The 19,082-nt window shown below is 71.6% G+C and carries 21 protein-coding genes; 20 read left to right on the top strand and 1 reads right to left on the bottom strand.

Going from position 1 to position 19,082, the window contains the following annotated elements; genetic code table 11:
* Window positions 1-14: 14 nt before the first annotated feature.
* The 14 genes from QSK37_RS18790 (at window position 15) to QSK37_RS18725 (ending at window position 11,231) form a co-directional block, all read left to right on the top strand.
* Complete coding sequence (locus QSK37_RS18790; RefSeq protein ID WP_285571746.1) at window positions 15-497, top strand: SRPBCC family protein; 483 nt, start codon at window positions 15-17, stop codon at window positions 495-497.
* Window positions 494-955 carry an anthrone oxygenase family protein gene (locus QSK37_RS18785; protein WP_285622641.1) on the top strand — a complete coding sequence of 154 codons (462 nt, stop codon included), beginning with the start codon at window positions 494-496 and terminating at the stop codon, window positions 953-955. Before QSK37_RS18790 ends, QSK37_RS18785 begins: the two co-directional genes overlap by 4 nt.
* Before the next feature lie 8 nt (window positions 956-963).
* Entirely contained in the window at window positions 964-1,689 is a 726-nt protein-coding gene (locus QSK37_RS18780; RefSeq protein ID WP_285622640.1) for an SDR family NAD(P)-dependent oxidoreductase, read from the top strand.
* A gap of 2 nt (window positions 1,690-1,691) precedes the next feature.
* Window positions 1,692-2,012: an antibiotic biosynthesis monooxygenase family protein gene (locus tag QSK37_RS18775; RefSeq protein ID WP_285571740.1), complete on the top strand. Its 321-nt coding sequence runs from the start codon at window positions 1,692-1,694 to the stop codon at window positions 2,010-2,012.
* Window positions 2,009-2,320 carry an antibiotic biosynthesis monooxygenase family protein gene (locus tag QSK37_RS18770; RefSeq protein ID WP_285571738.1) on the top strand — a complete coding sequence of 104 codons (312 nt, stop codon included), beginning with the start codon at window positions 2,009-2,011 and terminating at the stop codon, window positions 2,318-2,320. Before QSK37_RS18775 ends, QSK37_RS18770 begins: the two co-directional genes overlap by 4 nt.
* A 37-nt stretch (window positions 2,321-2,357) precedes the next feature.
* Window positions 2,358-3,089: an SDR family NAD(P)-dependent oxidoreductase gene (locus tag QSK37_RS18765; protein WP_285622638.1), complete on the top strand. Its 732-nt coding sequence runs from the start codon at window positions 2,358-2,360 to the stop codon at window positions 3,087-3,089.
* A complete protein-coding gene (locus QSK37_RS18760) occupies window positions 3,089-3,466 on the top strand; it encodes a SchA/CurD-like domain-containing protein (protein WP_285571731.1) in 378 nt (125 codons plus the stop codon). Before QSK37_RS18765 ends, QSK37_RS18760 begins: the two co-directional genes overlap by 1 nt.
* Before the next feature lie 11 nt (window positions 3,467-3,477).
* Window positions 3,478-4,320: an LLM class flavin-dependent oxidoreductase gene (locus QSK37_RS18755; RefSeq protein WP_285622635.1), complete on the top strand. Its 843-nt coding sequence runs from the start codon at window positions 3,478-3,480 to the stop codon at window positions 4,318-4,320.
* Between the two features lie 5 nt (window positions 4,321-4,325).
* Window positions 4,326-5,012 (top strand): SDR family NAD(P)-dependent oxidoreductase, encoded by a 687-nt coding sequence (locus QSK37_RS18750; protein ID WP_285622633.1) that lies wholly within the window; start codon window positions 4,326-4,328, stop codon window positions 5,010-5,012.
* Between the two features lie 231 nt (window positions 5,013-5,243).
* Window positions 5,244-6,167, top strand: coding sequence for an NAD-dependent epimerase/dehydratase family protein (locus QSK37_RS18745; protein ID WP_285622631.1), 924 nt, complete (start codon window positions 5,244-5,246; stop codon window positions 6,165-6,167).
* Window positions 6,168-6,435: 268 nt separating this feature from the next.
* Window positions 6,436-8,292: an AfsR/SARP family transcriptional regulator gene (locus QSK37_RS18740; RefSeq protein ID WP_285622629.1), complete on the top strand. Its 1,857-nt coding sequence runs from the start codon at window positions 6,436-6,438 to the stop codon at window positions 8,290-8,292.
* A 112-nt stretch (window positions 8,293-8,404) separates the two neighbouring features.
* Window positions 8,405-9,754, top strand: a complete 1,350-nt coding sequence (locus QSK37_RS18735; protein ID WP_285622627.1) for a nucleotide sugar dehydrogenase — start codon at window positions 8,405-8,407, stop codon at window positions 9,752-9,754.
* A gap of 1 nt (window position 9,755) precedes the next feature.
* Entirely contained in the window at window positions 9,756-10,748 is a 993-nt protein-coding gene (locus QSK37_RS18730) for an NAD-dependent epimerase/dehydratase family protein (RefSeq protein WP_285622624.1), read from the top strand.
* A 30-nt stretch (window positions 10,749-10,778) separates the two neighbouring features.
* Complete coding sequence (locus QSK37_RS18725; RefSeq protein WP_285571715.1) at window positions 10,779-11,231, top strand: anthrone oxygenase family protein; 453 nt, start codon at window positions 10,779-10,781, stop codon at window positions 11,229-11,231.
* A 20-nt stretch (window positions 11,232-11,251) separates the two neighbouring features.
* Here the strand turns inward: QSK37_RS18725 and QSK37_RS18720 are convergent, their stop codons facing one another.
* Complete coding sequence (locus QSK37_RS18720; RefSeq protein ID WP_285622622.1) at window positions 11,252-12,235, bottom strand: NAD(P)-dependent oxidoreductase; 984 nt, start codon at window positions 12,233-12,235, stop codon at window positions 11,252-11,254.
* A 77-nt stretch (window positions 12,236-12,312) separates the two neighbouring features.
* Between QSK37_RS18720 and QSK37_RS18715 the strand changes: the two genes are divergently transcribed.
* The 6 genes from QSK37_RS18715 to QSK37_RS18690 all read left to right on the top strand — a co-directional run bounded on the left by QSK37_RS18715 (window position 12,313) and on the right by QSK37_RS18690 (window position 19,069).
* Window positions 12,313-14,046 (top strand): acetyl-CoA carboxylase carboxyltransferase subunit alpha, encoded by a 1,734-nt coding sequence (locus QSK37_RS18715; RefSeq protein ID WP_285622619.1) that lies wholly within the window; start codon window positions 12,313-12,315, stop codon window positions 14,044-14,046.
* A gap of 13 nt (window positions 14,047-14,059) precedes the next feature.
* A complete protein-coding gene (locus tag QSK37_RS18710; protein WP_285622616.1) occupies window positions 14,060-14,518 on the top strand; it encodes an acetyl-CoA carboxylase biotin carboxyl carrier protein in 459 nt (152 codons plus the stop codon).
* A 16-nt stretch (window positions 14,519-14,534) separates the two neighbouring features.
* Window positions 14,535-15,917, top strand: a complete 1,383-nt coding sequence (locus QSK37_RS18705) for an acetyl-CoA carboxylase biotin carboxylase subunit (protein ID WP_285622614.1) — start codon at window positions 14,535-14,537, stop codon at window positions 15,915-15,917.
* Between the two features lie 12 nt (window positions 15,918-15,929).
* Window positions 15,930-16,895 carry an amidohydrolase family protein gene (locus QSK37_RS18700; RefSeq protein ID WP_285622612.1) on the top strand — a complete coding sequence of 322 codons (966 nt, stop codon included), beginning with the start codon at window positions 15,930-15,932 and terminating at the stop codon, window positions 16,893-16,895.
* Window positions 16,896-16,964: 69 nt separating this feature from the next.
* The gene (locus QSK37_RS18695; protein ID WP_285571703.1) at window positions 16,965-18,005 is read left to right on the top strand and encodes a methyltransferase; all 1,041 of its coding nucleotides are present in this window, start codon (window positions 16,965-16,967) and stop codon (window positions 18,003-18,005) included.
* An 11-nt stretch (window positions 18,006-18,016) separates the two neighbouring features.
* A complete protein-coding gene (locus QSK37_RS18690) occupies window positions 18,017-19,069 on the top strand; it encodes an LLM class flavin-dependent oxidoreductase (RefSeq protein WP_285622609.1) in 1,053 nt (350 codons plus the stop codon).
* The last annotated feature ends 13 nt before the right edge of the window (window positions 19,070-19,082 follow it).

Below are 19,082 nucleotides of genomic sequence, written 5' to 3'. Positions count from 1 at the left end.
GAAGCGGTGAAGTGATGGCAGGACACACGGACAACAGGATCGTCATCCACGCCCCCATGGACCTGGTGTGGGAGATGACCAACGACGTCGAGGCATGGCCGGGGTTGTTCGGCGAGTACGCCTCCGCCGAGATCCTCAAGCGGGAGGGCGACACCGTCACCTTCCGGCTCACCATGCATCCCGACGAGGAGGGGCGGGTGTGGAGCTGGGTCTCCGAGCGCACGCCCGACCCCGCCACCCGCACCGTTCGCGCGCGTCGCGTGGAGACGGGGCCCTTCGAGTACATGAATCTCCGCTGGGAGTACCGCGAGCTTCCCGCGAGCGGCGTCGAGATGCGGTGGATCCAGGACTTCCACATGAAACCGCAGGCGCCCGCGGACGACGACGGCATGACCGCGCACCTGAACCGCACCACATCCGTCGAGATGGCGCGCATCAAGCGCCTCGTCGAGGAGGCCGCCGCGCGTACCCCGGCTCGGGGAGGGGCGGACGCGTGATCCGCGTGCTGGTGCCGTTGACGCTGCTCGGGAACGGCATCGGGGCCGGTGTCATGCTCTCCACGGTCCTCGGCGTCGTCCCGCTGACCCTGGTGCTGCCCTACGAACGCTACATCCGGACGATCCAGTTCCTCTGGCCGCGCTATGACCCGTTCATGCCGGCGGTGAACGCGTTGACCTTCGTTCTGGACATCGTCGTCGCGGTGCTCGCGCCGGACGCGACCGGCCGGATCCTGTTCACGTCCGCGGCGGTGCTCCTCGCGGCCGTGATGTTCATTTCCGTGATCAAGAACGTGCCCATCAACAAGTACGTGACGTCCCTGGACCCCGACCGGCCGCCGGACGACTGGACGGCCCGTGACCCACGGGTGCGCTGGCGCAACTGGAACCTGGCCCGGACGTCCCTCGCCCTGCTCGCGCTCGCGATGAACGTCGCGGGCACCGGGGCACTGCTCTAGGAGGTGTCATGCGGCTCGATGGAAAGAAGGCTCTGGTCACCGGAGGAACCCGCGGGCTCGGACGGGCGATCGTCCTCGACCTGGCCCGGTCCGGCGCGCACGTGGTGACCTGCGGGCGGCGGGAGGGCGAGGCCGCGCGCGACCTCGCCCGCGAACTGAAGGAGATCGGTGGCGACCACCACGTCATGGCGGCCGACGTGGCGGTCCCCGACGACGTGACGCGGTTGGTGAACGAGTGCCGCGACCGGTTCGGATCGCTCGACGTCGTCGTTCACAACGCGGGCGTCATCAGCCATGTGCCGTTCGGTGAACTCACGCCGAGCCAGTGGAGCGAGGTGCTCGACGTCAACCTCGGCGCCGCGTGCTTCATCACCCAGGCGGCGCTGCCGCTGCTGACGCCGAAGGCGTCGGTGGTCTACGTCGGCTCACGGGTCGCCACGGTCGGCATTCCGCTGCGCTCGCACTACACGGCGGCCAAGGCCGGGCTGATCGGCCTGGCCCGTTCGCTGGCCAAGGAGCTCGGGCCCCGGGGCGTCCGGGTCAACGTGGTGGCACCCGGGCCGATCGAGACGGAGGCCGAGGTCCCGCCGGAGGTGCGCGAGCGCTACCAGCGGATCATCGCGCTCGGCCGGCTCGGCCGCCCGGAGGACGTCGCGCGCGCGGTGACCTTCCTCGCCGGCGACGACGCGGCGTTCATCACCGGGGAGACGCTCCACGTGGACGGGGGCATCTGACCGTGGCCGGCCAGAACGTCTTCCGGGTCATGCTGCGCATGCAGATCCATCCCGGGATGGAGCGCGAGTTCGAGGAGACCTGGTACGCCATCGGCGACGGGATCACCGGTCACCCGGCGAACCTCGGCCAGTGGCTCGCCAAGAGCGCGGAAGAGGACGGCGTCTACTACGTGACCAGCGACTGGGTCGACGAACCGCGGTTCCGGGAGTTCGAGCGCAGCGAGCGGCACCTGGAACACCGGACCCGGCTCCACCCGTACCGCTCGGGCGGGTCGATGACGACCATGCGGGTGGTCTACGCGATGCGGGGAGCGCGTACATGACCGCCTCCCACGTCCGCGTGGTGATCCACGCCGTGGCGCCGGAGCACGACGCCGGCGCGGTCGAGGCCGCGTACCACCGGATCAGCCGTGATCTCCAGGGCACACCCGGGCTCATCGGCAACGAGCTGCTCCGCTCGGTGGCCGAGCACGGCGACTTCGTCGTGATGAGCGAGTGGGAGAGCCTCGACGCCTTCCGGTCGTGGGAGGCGGGGGCCGCGCACCGCCAGGTCACGGCCCCGCTGCGGCCGTACCAGAAGGCAGGCGGCGGAACCGCCGTCGGGATCTACGAGGTCGCCGCGGCCTACTGACGCGGCGGCGCCGGACGACATCGCGAAGGGAGTACGTGTGGACCTCGGACTGACCGGACGCCGCGTGCTGGTCACCGGCGGCACGTGCGGCATCGGCAGAGCCACCGTGCGCGTGCTGGCGAAGGCCGGCGCGCACGTCATCACCTGTCACCGCGGCGAGTCGCCGGCGGACGACCTCGTCACCGAGCTGAAGGAGATCGGCGGCCCGCACCGGGTCGAGGTGGCCGACGTCACCGACGCCGCGGACGTGGCCGAGCTGGCCGCGACCTGCCGGGAGACGTTCGGCGGACTCGACGTGCTGATCAACAACGCCGGGGTCGACGGCCGCGCCGAGATCGACCGGCTCACCGCGGAGGAGTGGAACCGCGTCATGTCGGTCAACCTCACCGGCTGCTACCACGTCACCCAGGCCGTTCTGCCGCTGCTCGCCGACGGCGGATCGGTGATCAACCTGGGCGCCTCGGCGGCGATGCGCGGACGCCCCGGAAGCGCGCACTACACCGCGTCGAAGGCGGCGGTGATCGGGCTCACCCGGTCCCTCGCCAAGGAACTCGGACCTCGGGGCATCCGGGTGAACTGCGTGGCGCCCGGCGTCGTCGCCGAGCCCGGGGACGACCTTCCGGCGCCGCTCCGTACCCGCCTCACCGCGATGACCGCGCTGGGCAGGCTCGGTGAACCGGACGACGTGGCGGGAGCCGTCCTGTTCTTCTCCAGTGACCTGTCCGGCTACGTCTCCGGAGTCACTCTCAACGTCGATGGAGGAATCTGATGCCGTACGCGGCGATCACTTACGATGTGCAGCCGGGACACGAGGACGAGATCGCCGAGATCTTCGCCGGCTTCCGTCGTGTCGACACTCCCGAGCTGCGCGACGAGTCCGGCCGGCCGTCCGGCCGGCTGCTCGGCACCGCCGTCTTCATCAAGGACGACCTCATGGTGCGGATCATCCACTACGAAGGCGACCTCGCCGACGTCGCGCGCCACATGAGCCGGCAGTCCGGTGTCCACGCGCTGGAGGAGAAGCTCGCGCCGTACCTGAAGCGCCGGCGCGACACCGGCACCGAGGAGGCATTCGGCGCGTACTTCCGCAACGCGACGATGCGTTGTATCTCCCAGCTCTCGGTGGAGACCCACCCCGCCACGTGAGGGGCGAGACGATGGACATCGGAGTGGGCCTGCCGGCCACGCTCCCCGGCGTGCCGGCGCGTGAGCTGCTGACCTGGGCCACGACGGCGGAACGCCTCGGCTTCGCCCGGCTCGGCGTGCTCGACCGGCTCGTGTACACCAGCCACGAGCCGCTCGTCGCGCTGGCCGGCGCGGCGGCCGTGACCGAGCGGATCGGGCTCGCCACCACCATTCTCGTCGCCGCCTGCCGGACCGACGTCGCGTTGCTGGCCAAGCAGCTCGCCGCCGTGCACGACCTGTCGGCGGGACGGCTGGTGGTCGGCGTCGCGGCGGGCGGCCGGGAGGACGACTTCGCGATGGCGGGCGCCTCCTTCCGGGACCGGGGGCGCCGGCTGGATGAGAACCTCGCCCGGATCCGGCGCGTCTGGGCCGACGAGCGCCTGGTGCCGCCGCTGCCCGCCGGCCCGCCGCCGATCGTCGTCGGCGGCCACTCGCCCGCCGCCATGCGTCGCGCGGCACGCCACGGCGACGGCTGGATCATGGGAGGCGGCTCGGCGCACGCCTATCCGGAGCTCGTGGCCCGCATGAAAGACGCATGGACGTCGGCGGGCCGGCCGGGCGCGCCGCGAATGATGGCGATCGCCTACACCGCGCTCGGGCCGGGAGCGCGCGACCGCGCGGAACAGTACCTGCGGGACTACTACGCGGGGACGGGGCCGTACCGCGACCGCGTCGTCCGCGGCCTGCTCACCGATGAGAAGGCCGTGGACGCCATGGTGCGCGACCACGCGGCCGCCGGCTGCGACGAGCTGATCTTCTTCCCGTGCGTCCCCGACCTCGGCCAGTTGGAGCTCCTGGCCGAGGTCACGGGGTAGCGCCGATGGCCGGCCCTCGGCGTACGGCACTGGTGACCGGCGCGGGACGCGGCCTCGGCGCCGCCGTCGCGGCGGGCCTGCACGCGCTCGGCCATCGCGTCATCGTGGCGGCACGGACCGAGAACGACGCCCACCGGGTCGCGGGCGCGCTGGGCGACGGCGCCGTCGGCGTCGGGCTCGACGTCACGGCCTCCGGGGCGGCGGACTCGGTTCGCGGCCGCGTCGGTCCGGTCGACATCCTCGTCAACAACGCCGGGCTCCTGCTCGACGCCGGCACGCTGCCCTCCACGGTGCCGCTGGAACTCGTGGAGCGGCAGCTGGCCACGAACACGCTTGGTGCCTGGAGAGTGTGCCAGGCGTTCCTCCCGGCGATGCTGGACCGGAAGTGGGGCCGGATCGTCATGGTCTCCAGCGGCACCGGCATGTTCAGCAACGGCATCTTCCCCGGCACTCCCGGGTACTCGGTCTCCAAGGCCGCGCTCAACGCGCTGACGGTGGCGCTCGCCGAGGAGACGCGGGAGCGCGGTGTTCTGGTCAACGCCGTGAATCCGGGCCTGGTGCGGACGAGGATGCGCCCGGACGCGGCGACCTCCCCGGAGGACGCGGCCCGTCACGTGGTGTGGGCGGCGGTCCTTCCGGATGGTGGGCCGACCGGACGGATCTTCCGGGCTCGCCGGCCGGTGGACTGGTAAGTGAATTACACGCCGCCCGAGAGCCGGAAATCGTACCTGTCGGGCATGGGTTCTCGGGCGCTCCGATGAATGGGCGACGACGAAACGATGAGGTGAATCGCCTGCCAATTAATGATCATGTTCGCCGGAGAAGCATCCGGTATTTCTGAGAGCCGGTGCGCGGCCCCGCGGTCACCTTGTATTTGACCGTGATTCGAGGGCGATTCCAGCGTTCCACCGTACGCTGACCCGGTGGTGGATACGGGGTTTACTTCGAATACCGACAGCGGCGGGGCGACGCCCGCCGCGGTCATCGGAGCCACGGGGTTCATCGGCACGTGGCTCACGGCGGCTCTCACCCGGGCGGGCGTACCGACGTCCGGTTACTCGCGGGCGGAGCCGTTCGCCCGGGACGGCCGCGCCGCCGCCGGCCTGGCCGGCGCGCGCACGGTGTTCTTCGTCGCGCAGACCGCGACGATCGCGCAGGCCGAGCGCGAGCCATGGCGTGCGCGGGCCGACCTGGAGACGTTCCGGCTGCTGCTCGACGTGGTCCGGCGGGACGGCGACCGGCCCACGATGGTGCTCGCCGGTTCGGGTGGCGCCGTCTACGGCACCGCGGCCGAGCCGCCGCACGCCGAGACGTCGCCGGTTCACCCCGCGACGGTCTACGGGCGGGTGAAGCTGGAGATGGAGCGGGAGATGCTCTCGGCGACCGACGCCGTCGAGCCCGTCGCGCTGCGCATCGCGACCGTCTACGGCCCGGGACAGCGGCGCGCCGGCGGCCAGGGCGTCATCAACCACTGGCTGACCGCGGTGGCGCGGGGCGAGCCCCTCCGGATCTACGGGGATCCGGGTGCGACGCGTGACTTCGTCCATGTCGAGGACGTCGTCAGGGCGATGGTCCGCGTCCATGCGATGACGGCGGACGGAGGCCGCGTGCGCCCGCCGGTGCTGAACATCGGGAGCGGACGGCCCGTGTCCCTGGCCGAGGTCGTGGAGGTGGTGCGGAAGGTCGTCACCGGCAGGTCGGTGACCGTGACCCGCCTTCCCGGGCGCGAGGTCGATCGTCGGCATTCGTGGCTCGACGTGCGGAACGCGGCGGACGCGCTCGGCTGGCGCCCCCGCATCACCTTGGAGGAGGGGATGCGGACGATGTGGCGTCAGATCGCGCCATAGGCGCTGAGTAAGGGTTCGCTGACATCGCGTGATCCCGGCCGGTCATCGTCAGTAACACAAGGACGAAATTTCCCCAGACGCTGACTTCTTTTACTCGCGCTAACGAGATCCCTTAAAAAGGAAAGGCCCTATTTTCGGTGCCTCGCTGGCCGGATGTGGTCTTCGATGGCTGTGCTTGATTGAAGGGGCCAAAGGTACGATCCGGACTAGTCGCCTCCCGACTATCTGCTGCTCATTCCGTCGGTTGCCGGTTACATGGAGTGGCGAAATGAAGTTCCGACTGCTCGGTCCGTTTCAATTGTTACACGAAGAGAAGGAGCTGACGCCTACGGCTCCAAAAGTACGGTGTGTCTTGGCTCTGCTGGTGCTCCGGCACAACCGGGTCGTCCAGAGTGGCCAGTTGATTCGGGAGCTGTGGGGCGACCGGCCACCGGTCAGCGCACAGCCCACTCTTCAGACCTACATTTACAAGATCCGCAAGATGCTGGACGAGAGCGGTCAGGGCCCGGACGTCGCGCTCCTCACCCGGCCGTACGGCTACATGCTGACGTCGCCGCCCGAAGACGTGGACGTCTACCACTTCGAGCGGCTGGTCGACGACGGGCGGTCGGCCCTGTCGAGCGACCCGGTCAAGGCCGTCGAGCTGTTGACGCAGGCGCTCGATCTGTGGCGCGGCCCGGCATTCGCCGACGTGGCGACCGGCGAGCTGCTGTCCGCCCAGCTGACCCAGCTGGAGGAGCGTCGCCTCGGCGCCCTCGAGCTGAAGATCGAGGCCAAGCTCCAGATGGGCGACCACGACACGTGCATCAGCGAGCTGAAGGACCTCACGGCGACGCATCCGCTGCGCGAAGGTTTCTACGCGAAGCTCATGCTGGCGCTCTACCGGTCCGGTCGCCGCTCAGAGGCACTGGAGACCTACCAGAGGCTGCGTCGCACGATCATCAACGAGCTCGGGTTAGAGCCCTCCAAGCCGCTTCGAGAGATGCAGCAGGCGATCCTGTCCGCCGACGCGTCACTGGACATGGCGCCGGCGCACGTAGAGCCGGTCCGGCAGAAGGCGCACCTCCCGGCCACGCCGGCGCAGCTGCCGCCGAACATCGCCTCGCTCGTCGGCCGGGAGGACCTCCTGCGGTCCCTGGAGACACGGGTGCTCGCGGACATGGAGAGCGGGGGCACCGCGGCCATCACGGTGATCACCGGGATGCCCGGAGTCGGGAAGTCGGCGACCGCGCTCGCGCTCGCCCACGCGATCGAGGCCCACTTTCCCGACGGCCAGTTCTACGCGCAGTTACAGAACCGGGACGGGTCGGCGGTCGCACCGGCCGACATCCTCGCGGAGTTCCTCCAGGCAATCGGGATCGCTCAGCGAGACCTGCCCCGCGGGCTGGAGGAGCGCGGCAAGGTGTTCCGCAGCTGGTGCGCGAAGCGGCGAGTGCTCGTCCTGCTCAACGACGTCGTCCGCACCGAGCAGGTGCCGCCGCTGCTGCCCGGCGCGCGCCGTTGCGCGACCATCGTGACCAGCACGTCCGGTCTGGGCGTCCTGGCGGACGCCTTGACGGTGAAGCTCGAACCGCTCGAACTCGACCCGAGCGTGCGGGTGCTGGAGACCATCGCCGGACGCGAGCGTGTCGAGGAGGAGCGCGGGGCCGCGGAACGCATCGCCCGGCGCTGCTGCGGGATTCCGCTGGCCCTCCGGTGCGCCGGTGGCCGGCTGGCCGAGCTGCCGGGTCTGCCGCTGGACAAGTTCGCCGACCAGCTGGCGAACTACGGCAGGCTCCTGGAGGAGCTGGGCTACTCCGGGCTGGACATACGACAGCGTTTCGACCTCAGCTACGCTCAGCTGCTTCCCGAGGAACGTTCCGCCCTACGGCTTCTGTGCATGCTCCCTCGCCGGGAGTTCGGCGCCCGGCAGGCGGCCGGGCTGCTGTGCCGGGACGAGGGCCAGGCCGAGACGATCCTCGCGCGTCTCGTCCAGCACCACTTCCTCCGCGTCGCCTCCGTGAACGGTGAGGTCCACTACAGCTTCCACGACCTCCACTGGATCTACGCGCGTACGCGGCTCGACCAGGAGATCGCCGAGGGCGGCTGGGACCTGAGCTTCCTGCCGAACGCGCCGAGCGTCTGACGACACCCGGCGACGGGTTTCGAGCATTCCTCGCCCGGACCTCCAGATGCCCGGGAGACCGTGGTCCGCAGCGACCATCAGGCCGACCGAGACACGAGTGGGAGAGGTGCGGATGCGATTTCTGCCAGAGGGGACCAGCCTTTCCGTGGCCGTCGTCGGCTTCGGTTACGTCGGTTCCTGCCTCGGCGCCACCCTGGCCGGCGGTGACATCACCGTGCTCGGAGTGGACAGCGATCGAGGCATGGTCGAGGAGATGAACGCGGGCCGGTGCAGGTTCGGCGAACCGGGGCTGGCCGGCCTTCTGGCCGGTGCCCTGGAATCCGGCGCCCTGCAGGTCACCGCCGACTACGAACTGATCGCCAAGACCGACGTCATCGTGGTCACCGTCGGTACTCCCATCGACGACGCCGGCTCCGCGCTGACGGGGCAGCTCGAGGCGGCGTGCCGTGAGCTGGCCCCGCGGCTGCGCCCCGGCCAGCTGGTCATCCTGAAGAGCACCGTCCCGCCCGGGACGATGCGCCGGCTCGTGCTACCTCTTCTCGAGGCGGGCGGCCTGCGCCAGGGAACGGACTTCGGCCTCGCGTTCTGCCCCGAGCGGCTGGCGGAAGGCGCCGCGCTCGACCAGCTGCGGCGGCTGCCCATCGTGGTCGGCGGAGTGGACCCGGACAGCACCTCGGCGGCGGCGGCGTTCTGGCAGCGTGCGCTCGGCGTGCGCACCATCGGCTTCGACGCCCCGGAGGTCGCCGAGTTCGTGAAGCTGGCGGACAACTGGTGGATCGATCTCAACATCGCGATGGCCAATGAGCTGGCCAAGGTCTGCGCCGCCTACGACACCGACGTGCTCGACGTCATCACGGCCGCCAACTCCCTTCCCAAGGGCGACTCGTTCGTCAACATCCTGCGGCCGAGCATCGGCGTGGGCGGGTCCTGCCTGACGAAGGACCCGTGGATGGTGTGGCACGCCGCGCGGGATCACGGCGTCGCCCTGCGCACGGTCGAGGCGGCACGCGCCGTCAACGACGGCATGCCCGGCTACACCTTCGACGTGGTGACCCGCGGGCTCGCCGCGCTCGGTCGGCCGGGCCCCGCCCGCGTGGCGGTGCTCGGCGTCTCGTTCAAGAGCGACACCGGCGACATGCGCCGGACCCCGGTCAAGCCCGTCATCGGCGCCCTGCGGGCGGCGGGCCACGACGTCACCGTCTACGACCCGCTCGTCCCCCGCTCGGACGCCGAGGCGGTCCTCGGCGTCCCGGCCGCTCGGACGCCGCGGGAGGCGGCGGAGGGGGCCGCATGCGTGGCGGTCCTGGCGGGTCACCGGGAGTTCCAGGAGCTGGACTTCGGCGACCTGCGGAGTGTGGTGGAGATGCCGTGCCTGATCCTCGACGGGCGTGCGTACTACTCGCGGGAGAAGATCGATGAACTCGGCCGGCTCGGCTTCGTCTACCGCGGGATCGGGCGCTGACATGTCCCGCATCGTGATCACAGGAGGCTGTGGATTCCTCGGCGGTCATCTGGTGGACCGGCTCGTCGGCCAGGGCACCGACGTCACCGTGTACGACATGGCGCCGCCTCCGCCCGACCGGGAGATCGGGCCGGGGCGGGTACGCCATGTCGTCGGCGACGTCCGCGACGCCGAGACGCTCGCGTCGGCGATCACCGCCGACACCGAGATCGTCTATCACCTGTCCGCGGTCGTCGGCGTCGACCGCTATCTCAGCCGGCCGCTCGACGTCATCGACACGAACGTCATGGGCACGCGGAACGTGCTGCGCCGCGCCCTGGACGTCGGGGCGAAGGTGCTCCTCGCCAGCACCAGCGAGGTCTACGGCAGGAACCCGGCCGTTCCCTGGAGCGAGGGCTCCGACCGGGTGCTGGGCGCCACGTCGGCGGAACGGTGGTCGTACTCGTCGAGCAAGGCGCTGGCCGAGCACCTGACGTACGCCTTCATGCGGCAGGCCGGTCTTCGCGCCACGATCGTGCGCTACTTCAACCTCTACGGCCCGCGCCAGCGGCCCTCGTACGTCATCAGCAGGAGCGTCCACCGGGTGCTGAACGGACTGCCGCCGATCCGTTACGACGACGGCCGGCAGACCCGATGCTTCACCTACGTCGCGGACGCGGTGGCGGGCACCGTCATGGCGGCCGAGTCCGGCCGGGCCGACGGCGAGTGCCTCAACATCGGCAGTGACCGGGAGACGCCGATCGGCGAGGCCATCGACCTGGTCTGCCGGCTCGCCGGGGCGAACGCCGAGCCGCTCGCCTTCGACACCGCGGCCCGGCTGGGCGACGGTTACGAGGACGTGCCCCGCCGGATCCCCGACACGGCCAAGGCGGGGCGGCTCCTGGGGTGGCGCTGTGAGACGTCGCTGCACGACGGACTCGTCAAGACGATCGAATGGGCCCGCCGGTCACCCTGGTGGCGAGAGTCACCGGTGCCGGACCGGCAGGCCGGGTGACGGCGAACGGCACGAGAGGGGGAGTCATTCGTGTTCCGTGTGCTGACCATCGTCGCCCTGATCGGGAGCGGTACGACGACCGGGGTGCTGTTCGGAGTCGCGGTCAGCGTCGTACCGGCGTTGCTGGTGATGGCGCCCGACAACTTCGTCTACACGCATCAGCTCCTGGGCCGTAACTGGGATCCGGTCATGCCGGCGATCGTCCTCGGCTCGACGGCGGCGGACGTCGTACTGGCCGTGCTCGCCGACGGGACCGGGCAGAGCACGCTGTACGGCGCCGCCGCGGTCCTCCTGTTCGGCGTGTCCGTGGTGTCGCACCTGTGCAACGTGCCGATCAACCGGCAGATCAAGGCGTGGCGGTCGGGGGCCCTGCCCGACGACTGGCAGGACCCGCGTCCCCGCTGGCGCAACTGGCATCTGCTGCGGACGGCGCTCGCGATACTCGCGCTGACCGTCAACAGCCTGGCCGTGACGCTCGGCTGACGCCCCGGCCGGCGCAGCGTTCAGTCCGCGTCCGCGCCGGCCGGCCGGCGGTCCAGCTCGCAGACCACCGCGGCGTCCGCGTCGCCCCTGCCCGCGGCGACGACCTCGCCGAACCGCCGGCCGGCCTCGGCGGTGACGGGCAGGGTCAGGCCGGCCTCCGCCGCGGTCTCGACCGCGAGCCGCAGATCCTTGGCCATCAGGCGGGCCCGGAACCCGGCCGGCTCGTAACCCCGGGTCCGCATCAGCTCCGCGCGGAAGTTGAGCACCGGCGAGCCCCAGCCGCTCCGCGTGATGGCCGTCAGGACGAGCTCCCGGTCCAGGCCGGCGGACGCGGTCAGCGCCAGGGCCTCACCCAGCGCCGCGGTCTGCGCGCCCAGGATGAGGTTGAACGCGAGCTTCATGGCGCCGGCGCGCCCGGTGGCGCCGAGGTAGAGGGGCTCCCGTGCGCCGATCGCGGTCAGCACGTCGCCCACCTGCTCGAAGGTCCGGTGCTCACCGGAGCCGAGCACCCGCAGTTCGCCCGCCCGTGCCATCGCCGGGTTCCCGATGAGGCACGCCTCGATCCGCGGGCAGCCGAGCGCGGCCAGCCGCTCCTCCGCGTCGCGGGCGTACGCGGGGGAGACGGTCGACGTGTCGACCACCACGGTGCCGGCGCGGAGCCCCTTGACGGCGTCCCCGAAGAGCACCTGCTCGACCGCCTCCTCGTCGCCGAGGCTGAGGAGCACGACGTCCGCGTCCCGTACGGCCTCGGCGGCGTACGGCGCGACCGTCGCGCCCGCCTCGGCGAGGGGCAGCGCCTTGGCGCCCGTCCGGTTGTGGACGGTCACCGCGAACGAGGACTCGATGAGCCGGTGAGCGATGCCCGCGCCCATCGCGCCCAGGCCGATCACCGTGACTTTCCGCGCCGCCATGGGCCACCTCTCCCGTCGAAGGATCCACCGCTCCGATGCTGTTCGCGCGGGCTCGCGAAGGGCTCGCGATCCGGTCGAGGGACGGCGTTCCACCGGCGTTCCAGCGGGCCACTAGGAGGTGCGGCGAAGGTCGTGGCCGGTGTGGCGGAGATCGCGAGCGGATGGTGAGAATGTTCGAGAGACCGGCGGTCACGACGACCCGGCGGGCGCGCGGCGCCGCCGCCGACGCCACGCCGCCGGCGGCGTGGGTGAGCTGCCCGGCGTGCCGGGCGTTGCTGTACGGCAAGCGTTTCGAGCGCGACCTCAAGGTCTGCTCGATGTGCGGGCACCACGCCCGGCTGACGGCGCCGGAGCGGATCGCCCAGCTTCTCGACCCCGGGTCCGCGGGCGCGATCGAGGTGTCCCCGGTCGCCGACGACCCGCTGGGTTTCGTGGACCTACGGCCGTACCGCGAGCGGCTGGACGCGGCACGGGCCGCCACCGGGCTGCGCGAGGCGGTCCTCGCCGTACGGGGCCGGCTGGACGGCACCCCCGTGGTCCTGGCCGTCATGGACTTCCGGTTCCTCGGCGGCAGCCTCGGCTCCGCCGTGGGCGAGCAGATCACGAACGCCGCCGAGACCTCCCTCGCCGACGGGGTTCCGCTGGTTCTCGTCACGGCGTCCGGCGGCGCCCGCATGCAGGAGGGCGCCCTGTCGCTGATGCAGATGGTGAAGACGAGCCAGGCGCTCGCGCGGTTGAACGAGGCCGGGATCCTCACGATCTCGCTGGTGACCGACCCGACCTACGGCGGAGTCGCGGCGTCGTTCGCGACGCTCGCCGACGTCATCATCGCCGAGCCCGGCGCCCGGCTCGGGTTCGCCGGGCCGAGGGTGATCAAGCAGACGATCGGCGTCGAGCTTCCCGACGGTTTCCAGACGGCCGAGTTCCTGCTGGCCCACGGTCTCGTCGACGAGGTGCAGCGGCGCGGCGCGCTCCGCGGGACGCTCGCCCGGCTGCTGGCGGCCGCGTCCGGCCGGCGCCGTAAGGCGGCGCCGCCCGAGGACGACGGCGGTTCCGCCGCGCGGACGCCGGAGGCGTTGATCCGGCGGCCCGACCGCCTCGCGGACCGGTCGGCCTGGGAGATCGTCCAGCTCGCCCGGCACCCCGACCGGCCCACCACGCTCGACTACGTCACGCACGCCTTCGACGGTTTCCAGGAGCTCCACGGCGACCGGGCGTCCGGCGACTGCCGGGCGATCGTCGCGGGGGTCGGCCGGCTCGACGACGACCCGGTCGTCCTCATCGGCCACCAGAAGGGCCGGGACACCCGCGAGCGGATCGATCGCAACTTCGGCATGCCCTCGCCGGAGGGGTACCGCAAGACGGCCCGCCTGATGAGACTCGCCGCCAAGCTCGGCCTGCCGGTCGTGACGTTCATCGACACCCCCGGCGCCGACCCCGGCCTGGGCGCGGAGGAGCGGGGCCAGGCCGGGGCCATCGCCGAGAACCTCGCCCTCATGTCCGGGCTGCCGACCCCGATCGTCGCGGTCGTGACCGGCGAGGGCGGCAGCGGCGGCGCGCTGGCACTGGCGGTCGCCGACCGGGTGCTGATGCTGTCGAACGCCGTCTACTCGGTCATCAGCCCGGAGGGATGCGCGGCGATCCTGTGGAAGGACGGCGGCGCCGCCGAACGGGCGGCGACGGCGCTGAAGATCGACGCCCGCGAGCTCCTGAGCATCGGCGTCGTGGACGCCGTCGTCCCCGAGCCCGCGGGGGGCGCCCATCGCGACCCGGTCGGGACGGCCGAGCTGGTCCGCGCCGCCGTCGCCTCGACCCTCCGCGAGCTTTCGGGACGGGACCCGGCCCGGCTGGTACGGGACCGCCGGGCGCGCTTCCGCGTCTTCGGGAATCACAGGATCGGATGATCGAGGAGGCTCCATGGGCGAGTCGTTGGACTCGGGCGCACTGCTGGAGATGCTCTGCCGGCAGGCCAGGGAACTGATCGGCGCGGCGGACGCCCTGCCCCGGACGGTTCGCGTACGCGCCGGTGAGATGAGCGTCGAGGTGGAGTACTCCGAGGCCCCCGCGCCACCGCCGGCGGCGGCCGGACAGGACGGCGCGCCGGGCGAGACCGCCCCTGCGACGGCCGGAGGACACGTCATCCGTGCCCCGCTGGTCGGAACGTTCTACCGGGCGCCCGAGCCGGGCGCCGACCCGTTCGTCTCCATCGGCGACGAGGTCGAGGCCGGACAGCAGATCGGCATCCTCGAGGCCATGAAGCTCATGAACCCGGTCGACGCCGACCGCGCGGGCCGGGTCGTCGACATCCTCGTGCCGGACCAGACCCCGGTCGACTTCGACGCGCCTCTGCTCGTGCTCGCCCCCGCCGACTCCTGACCACATTGGAGCTCTCGTGTTCGAAACGGTTCTCATCGCCAACCGCGGGGAGATCGCGTTACGCGTCGCCCGTACCTGTCGTGAGCTGGGCATCCGGGTCGTGATGGTGCACTCGACGGCCGACCGTGAGACCTGGCCGGTGCGGTTCGCCGACCGGTCCGTGCAGATCGGACCGCCACCGGCCAGGCACAGCTACCTCAACCCGGCCGGCATCGTGGAGGCCGCGCTCCGCGAGGGCGCCGAGGCCGTTCATCCCGGGTACGGGTTCCTCTCCGAGGACCGCGACTTCGCCGAGATCTGCGAGACCCACGGCATCACGTTCATCGGACCGCCGGCGACGGTCATCGAGCGCCTGGGCGACAAGGCCGAGGCGCGGCGGGTCGCGGTGGACGCCGGCGTCCCGGTGCTGCCGGGCAGCCTCGAAGCGCTCGGCAACGCGGTCGAGGCCAAGCGCGTCGCCGACCGGATCGGCTACCCGGTGATCATCAAGGCGGTGGCCGGAGGCGGCGGCCGCGGCATGGCCGTGGTCCGCGACGGCCATGAGTTCCTGCAGGTGTTCCGGGAGACCCGCGCGGTGGCCCAGGCGGTCTTCGGCGACGGCCGGGTCTACGTCGAACGGTTCCTGGAGACGGCTCGCCATGTCGAGGTGCAGGTGCTCGCGGACCGGCACGGACGGGTCATCCATCTCGGCGAGCGCGACTGCACCGTGCAGCGGTCGCGGCAGAAGCTGATCGAGGAGACTCCGGCCCCCGCCCTCCCCGCCGACCTGCGCGCCCGGCTCGGCGAGGCCGCCGTCCGATGCGCCCGGGAGGTCGGCTACGTCGGCGCCGGGACCGTCGAGTTCGTCGTCGACGACGAGAACAACTTCTACTTCATCGAGGCCAACTGCCGGATCCAGGTGGAGCATCCGGTCACCGAGATGGTGACCGGCATCGACCTGATCCGCGAACAGCTGCTGGTCGCGGCCGGACATCCGCTGTCGGTGCGCCAGGAGGAGGTCTCGCCGCGCGGCGTCGCGATCGAGTGCCGGGTCAACACCGAGGATCCCGACCGCGGTTTCCTGCCGGCCCCGGGGGTGCTCGACGTCTTCGAACCACCCGGTGGCCCGTTCACCCGCGTCGACACGTACGGGCGGGCGGGACTCGCGATCACCCCGTACTACGACTCCCTGCTGGCCAAGGTTGTCGTCTGGGCGCCCGACCGCCCCGGCGCCATCGCCCGCATGGAGAGGGCGCTGAGCGAGTTCATCGTCGCCGGCGCGGGCGTGCACACCACGATCGGCTTCCTGCGGGACGTGCTCGCCCATCCGCTGTTCCGGGACGCCAAGCACCGCACCTCGCTGGTCGACCAGATGCTCGCCGTATCGGCGTGCGACGCCGGGATCCGTACCGCCTCCTAGGAGGGTCGCCTCGTGACCGACCTGCTCTCATCCAACACCCGTGTGCACCGCATCGACGTGCATCACCACGCGCTGCCGACGTCCGTCGGCGCGATGCTCGCCGAACGCGGCGCGCCGAACCCCTGCCCCGGCTGGTGCGTGAACCGCACCATCGAGGTCATGGACGCCAACGGGATCGAGCTGGGCGTGGTGTCCAACGCCATCCCGGCCGAGATCTTCCCGACCGCGTCGGAGGCCGACGACTTCACCCGCCGGACCAACGAGGCGGTCGCCGACCTGGTCCGCGAGCGGCCGGGCCGGTTCGGCCTGTTCGCCGCCCTGCCGATGCCGCATCTCGACGAGGCGCTGGAGGCGCTGCGGCACAACCTGGACGTCCTGGGAGCGGACGGTGTGACGCTCCTGCCGCACGCGGGGGACCGGTACCTCGGCGACCCTCTGTTCGATCCGCTGTTCGAGGAGCTCGACCGGCGCGCGGCGGTCGTCCTGGTCCATCCGCTCGCCCTGCCCGCGGGCGCGGCGCCCGGCGTGCCCCCGGTGTTCGCCGACTTCCTGCTCGACACCACACGTGCGGCGGTCGGCATGATCAGGGCGGGTGTCCCGCAGCGATTCCCGCGGGTCTCGATCATCCTCTCCCACGCCGGGGGTTTCGCGCCGTACGCGGCCACCAGGCTGGAGGCGGTCGCCGAGACGGCGGGGACGCCGGCGGCCGACGTCCGGGACGCGCTCCGGCACTTCTACTACGACCTCGCGCTGTCCGCTCCGTCCGCCGTGCCCAGCCTCCTGTCGGTGGCCGACCCCTCGCGGATCCTGTTCGGCACGGACTGGTGCGCCGCCTCCGCCGAGGCGGTCGAGCGGGGCACCCGCGCGTTCGAGGCGTTCCCCGGGCTCGGCGCGGAGGAGAAGGCGGCGATCGGCCGGGCGAACGCGCTGTGGCTCCTGCCGTCCGTCGCGCGGCGGCTGTCCGTGGCCGCGAGATAGGTCTTCGATGACTCCTCTAGCGGTGAGGGACACGATCGGCCGGTCATTGACGTGCGGAAGGGAGTCCCGTTGATCACCACGCCCCTGCCTGTGTTCTCCGACGGCCGGTCCCCCCAGGACCAGGTCCTGATGATGCTGACCGGAAAGTGGGTCTCCCAGATCCTTCACGTGCTCGCCCGCCTCGGCGTCGCCGATCTCCTCGCCGACGGGCCGCGGACTCCGGCGGACCTGGCGGCCGCCACCGACACCGACGAGCGTTCGCTCTACCGGTTCCTGCGCGCGGCGGCCTCGCTCGGGGTGTTCGCCGAACGCCCGGACGGCGGGTTCGAGCTCACGCCGACCGCCGAGTACCTGCGCAGCGACGTTCCCGGGACGATGCGCTACATGGCCATGTTCTGGGGAGAGGCCGCGTCCTGGGGCTGCTACCGACATGTGATGGACACCGTGCGCACCGGCGAGCCCATCGCGGACAAGGAACTCGGAGGACGGTCCTGGTTCGAGTACCTGGAGCAGAACCCCGGCACCGCCGAGACGTTCCATCGGGCGATGACCTCGGTCAACTGGCGCGCCGCGGAGATCGCCGACCGCTTCGACTTCGGCGCCTTCGGCCGGATCGCCGACATCGGCGGCGGCCAGGGTCGTCTCCTGGCCTCGATCCTGCGGAAGAACCCCGGCGTCCAGGGCATCCTGTTCGATCTGCCCACCGCGATCGACGGCGCCCAGCCGGTCCTGAAGGAGGAGGGCGTCGCCGACCGTGTGGAGTGCGTCAGAGGAGACTTCTTCGGGCCGGTGCCCGAGGCCGACGCCTACCTCCTCAGGGCGATCCTGCACGACTGGGACGACGAGAAGAGCGTGCTCATCCTCCGCCGCATCCGCGAGGCGATCGGCACGAACGCCGACGCCCGGGTGCTGATCATCGAGGCGGTGCTCCCGCCGCTCAACGAGTGGCACTACAGCAAGCTCATGGACGTCGACATGATGGTGTGCCTCGGCGGCGGCGAGCGTACCCGCGACGAATGGGGACGGCTGCTCGCGACGGCCGGGTTCGAGCTGGCCGGCGTGACCGATGGGGTGCCGCCCCACTCGATCGTCGAAGCCCGTCCGGTCTGAGCGGGGCGGACGTGAGGCTCGGGGTCAACCTCGTCCACGACGGGGCCACGGTCGTGGCGTGTGAGGCCGAGCGGCTCGGCTACGAGTCCGCGCTGGTGGCCGAGGGCTACCGGTCCGACGCGGCCACGGTGCTGGGCATGGTGGCGGGAGCCACCCGGCGCCTGGGGCTGGTCTCCAGCGTCTTCCAGATTCCGGCGCGCACGCCCGGGCTGACGGCGCTGACGGCGTCGACGCTCGACGCGGTCTCGGGCGGGCGCTTCCGGCTCGGGCTCGGCATCTCCAATCCGGACGTCTCCGAAGGCTGGTACGGCGTCGCGTTCGACGATCCTCTCGCCCGCACGCGGGAGTACGTGGACGTGGTGCGTTCCGCCCTGCGGCGCGAGCCCGTGCGGTACCAGGGCACGCACGTCCGGCTCCCGCCGCCGGGACGCACGGGGGAGCCGCTGCGCCTGTTCACCGAGCCCGTCCGGGCGGACATGCCGATCTACCTCGCCGCGGTGGGACCGCGGAACCTGCGGCTGACCGGCGAGATCGCCGATGGCTGGATCGCGACCTTCTGCTCGCCGACGCGGGTCTCCGAGTCGGTCGCCGTCATCGCGGAGAGCCGCGCCGCCGCCCGCCGGGGCCGGCCGGTCCCGGCGGACGGCGCCGGCGACGGCTTCGAAGTGATCGCCTGCGTGCCCGTGGCCCCGGCGGAGGACGTGCGGACCGCGGCCGACGCCGTCCGTCCCTATCTCGCCCACTTCCTGGGGATGGGGTCGTTCGACCGGAACTTCTACTGCGCGGTGGCCGAGCGGATGGGGTTCGGGCACCAGGCCATGGAGGTGCACCAGCGCGTCCAGCGTGGCGATCGGCGCGGCGCGGCCGACGCCGTGCCGTTCGCGTTCATCGATGAGATTTCCATCCTCGGTCCGGTCGGCCGGATCGCCGGTCGCATGAAGGAGTACGCCGCCGCGGGTGTCACCACCCTGGGCGTCTCCGCCTTCGCGCCGACGACGGACGGCCGGTGCGCGATCCTGCGGGCGGCCCGTGAGGCATGCGACGTCGCCGGGCTGGACCACTGAACCAGGAGGGGTT

The organism is Actinoallomurus iriomotensis (assembly GCF_030269445.1).
Classification (GTDB): Bacteria; Actinomycetota; Actinomycetes; order Streptosporangiales; family Streptosporangiaceae; genus Actinoallomurus; species Actinoallomurus iriomotensis.
The sequence above is the reverse complement of the archived record's forward strand: the minus strand, read 5'-3'. Positions and strand labels throughout refer to the sequence as shown.

What these genes read in the sequence shown, in the direction of transcription:
- QSK37_RS18790 (WP_285571746.1), top strand. Translation starts at nt 15, where the DNA reads ATGGCAGGACACACGGACAACAGGATCGTCATCCACGCCCCCATGGAC.
- QSK37_RS18780 (WP_285622640.1), top strand. Translation starts at nt 964, where the DNA reads ATGCGGCTCGATGGAAAGAAGGCTCTGGTCACCGGAGGAACCCGCGGG.
- QSK37_RS18770 (WP_285571738.1), top strand. Translation starts at nt 2,009, where the DNA reads ATGACCGCCTCCCACGTCCGCGTGGTGATCCACGCCGTGGCGCCGGAG.
- QSK37_RS18760 (WP_285571731.1), top strand. Translation starts at nt 3,089, where the DNA reads ATGCCGTACGCGGCGATCACTTACGATGTGCAGCCGGGACACGAGGAC.
- QSK37_RS18755 (WP_285622635.1), top strand. Translation starts at nt 3,478, where the DNA reads ATGGACATCGGAGTGGGCCTGCCGGCCACGCTCCCCGGCGTGCCGGCG.
- QSK37_RS18750 (WP_285622633.1), top strand. Translation starts at nt 4,326, where the DNA reads ATGGCCGGCCCTCGGCGTACGGCACTGGTGACCGGCGCGGGACGCGGC.
- QSK37_RS18740 (WP_285622629.1), top strand. Translation starts at nt 6,436, where the DNA reads ATGAAGTTCCGACTGCTCGGTCCGTTTCAATTGTTACACGAAGAGAAG.
- QSK37_RS18735 (WP_285622627.1), top strand. Translation starts at nt 8,405, where the DNA reads ATGCGATTTCTGCCAGAGGGGACCAGCCTTTCCGTGGCCGTCGTCGGC.
- QSK37_RS18730 (WP_285622624.1), top strand. Translation starts at nt 9,756, where the DNA reads ATGTCCCGCATCGTGATCACAGGAGGCTGTGGATTCCTCGGCGGTCAT.
- QSK37_RS18715 (WP_285622619.1), top strand. Translation starts at nt 12,313, where the DNA reads ATGTTCGAGAGACCGGCGGTCACGACGACCCGGCGGGCGCGCGGCGCC.
- QSK37_RS18710 (WP_285622616.1), top strand. Translation starts at nt 14,060, where the DNA reads ATGGGCGAGTCGTTGGACTCGGGCGCACTGCTGGAGATGCTCTGCCGG.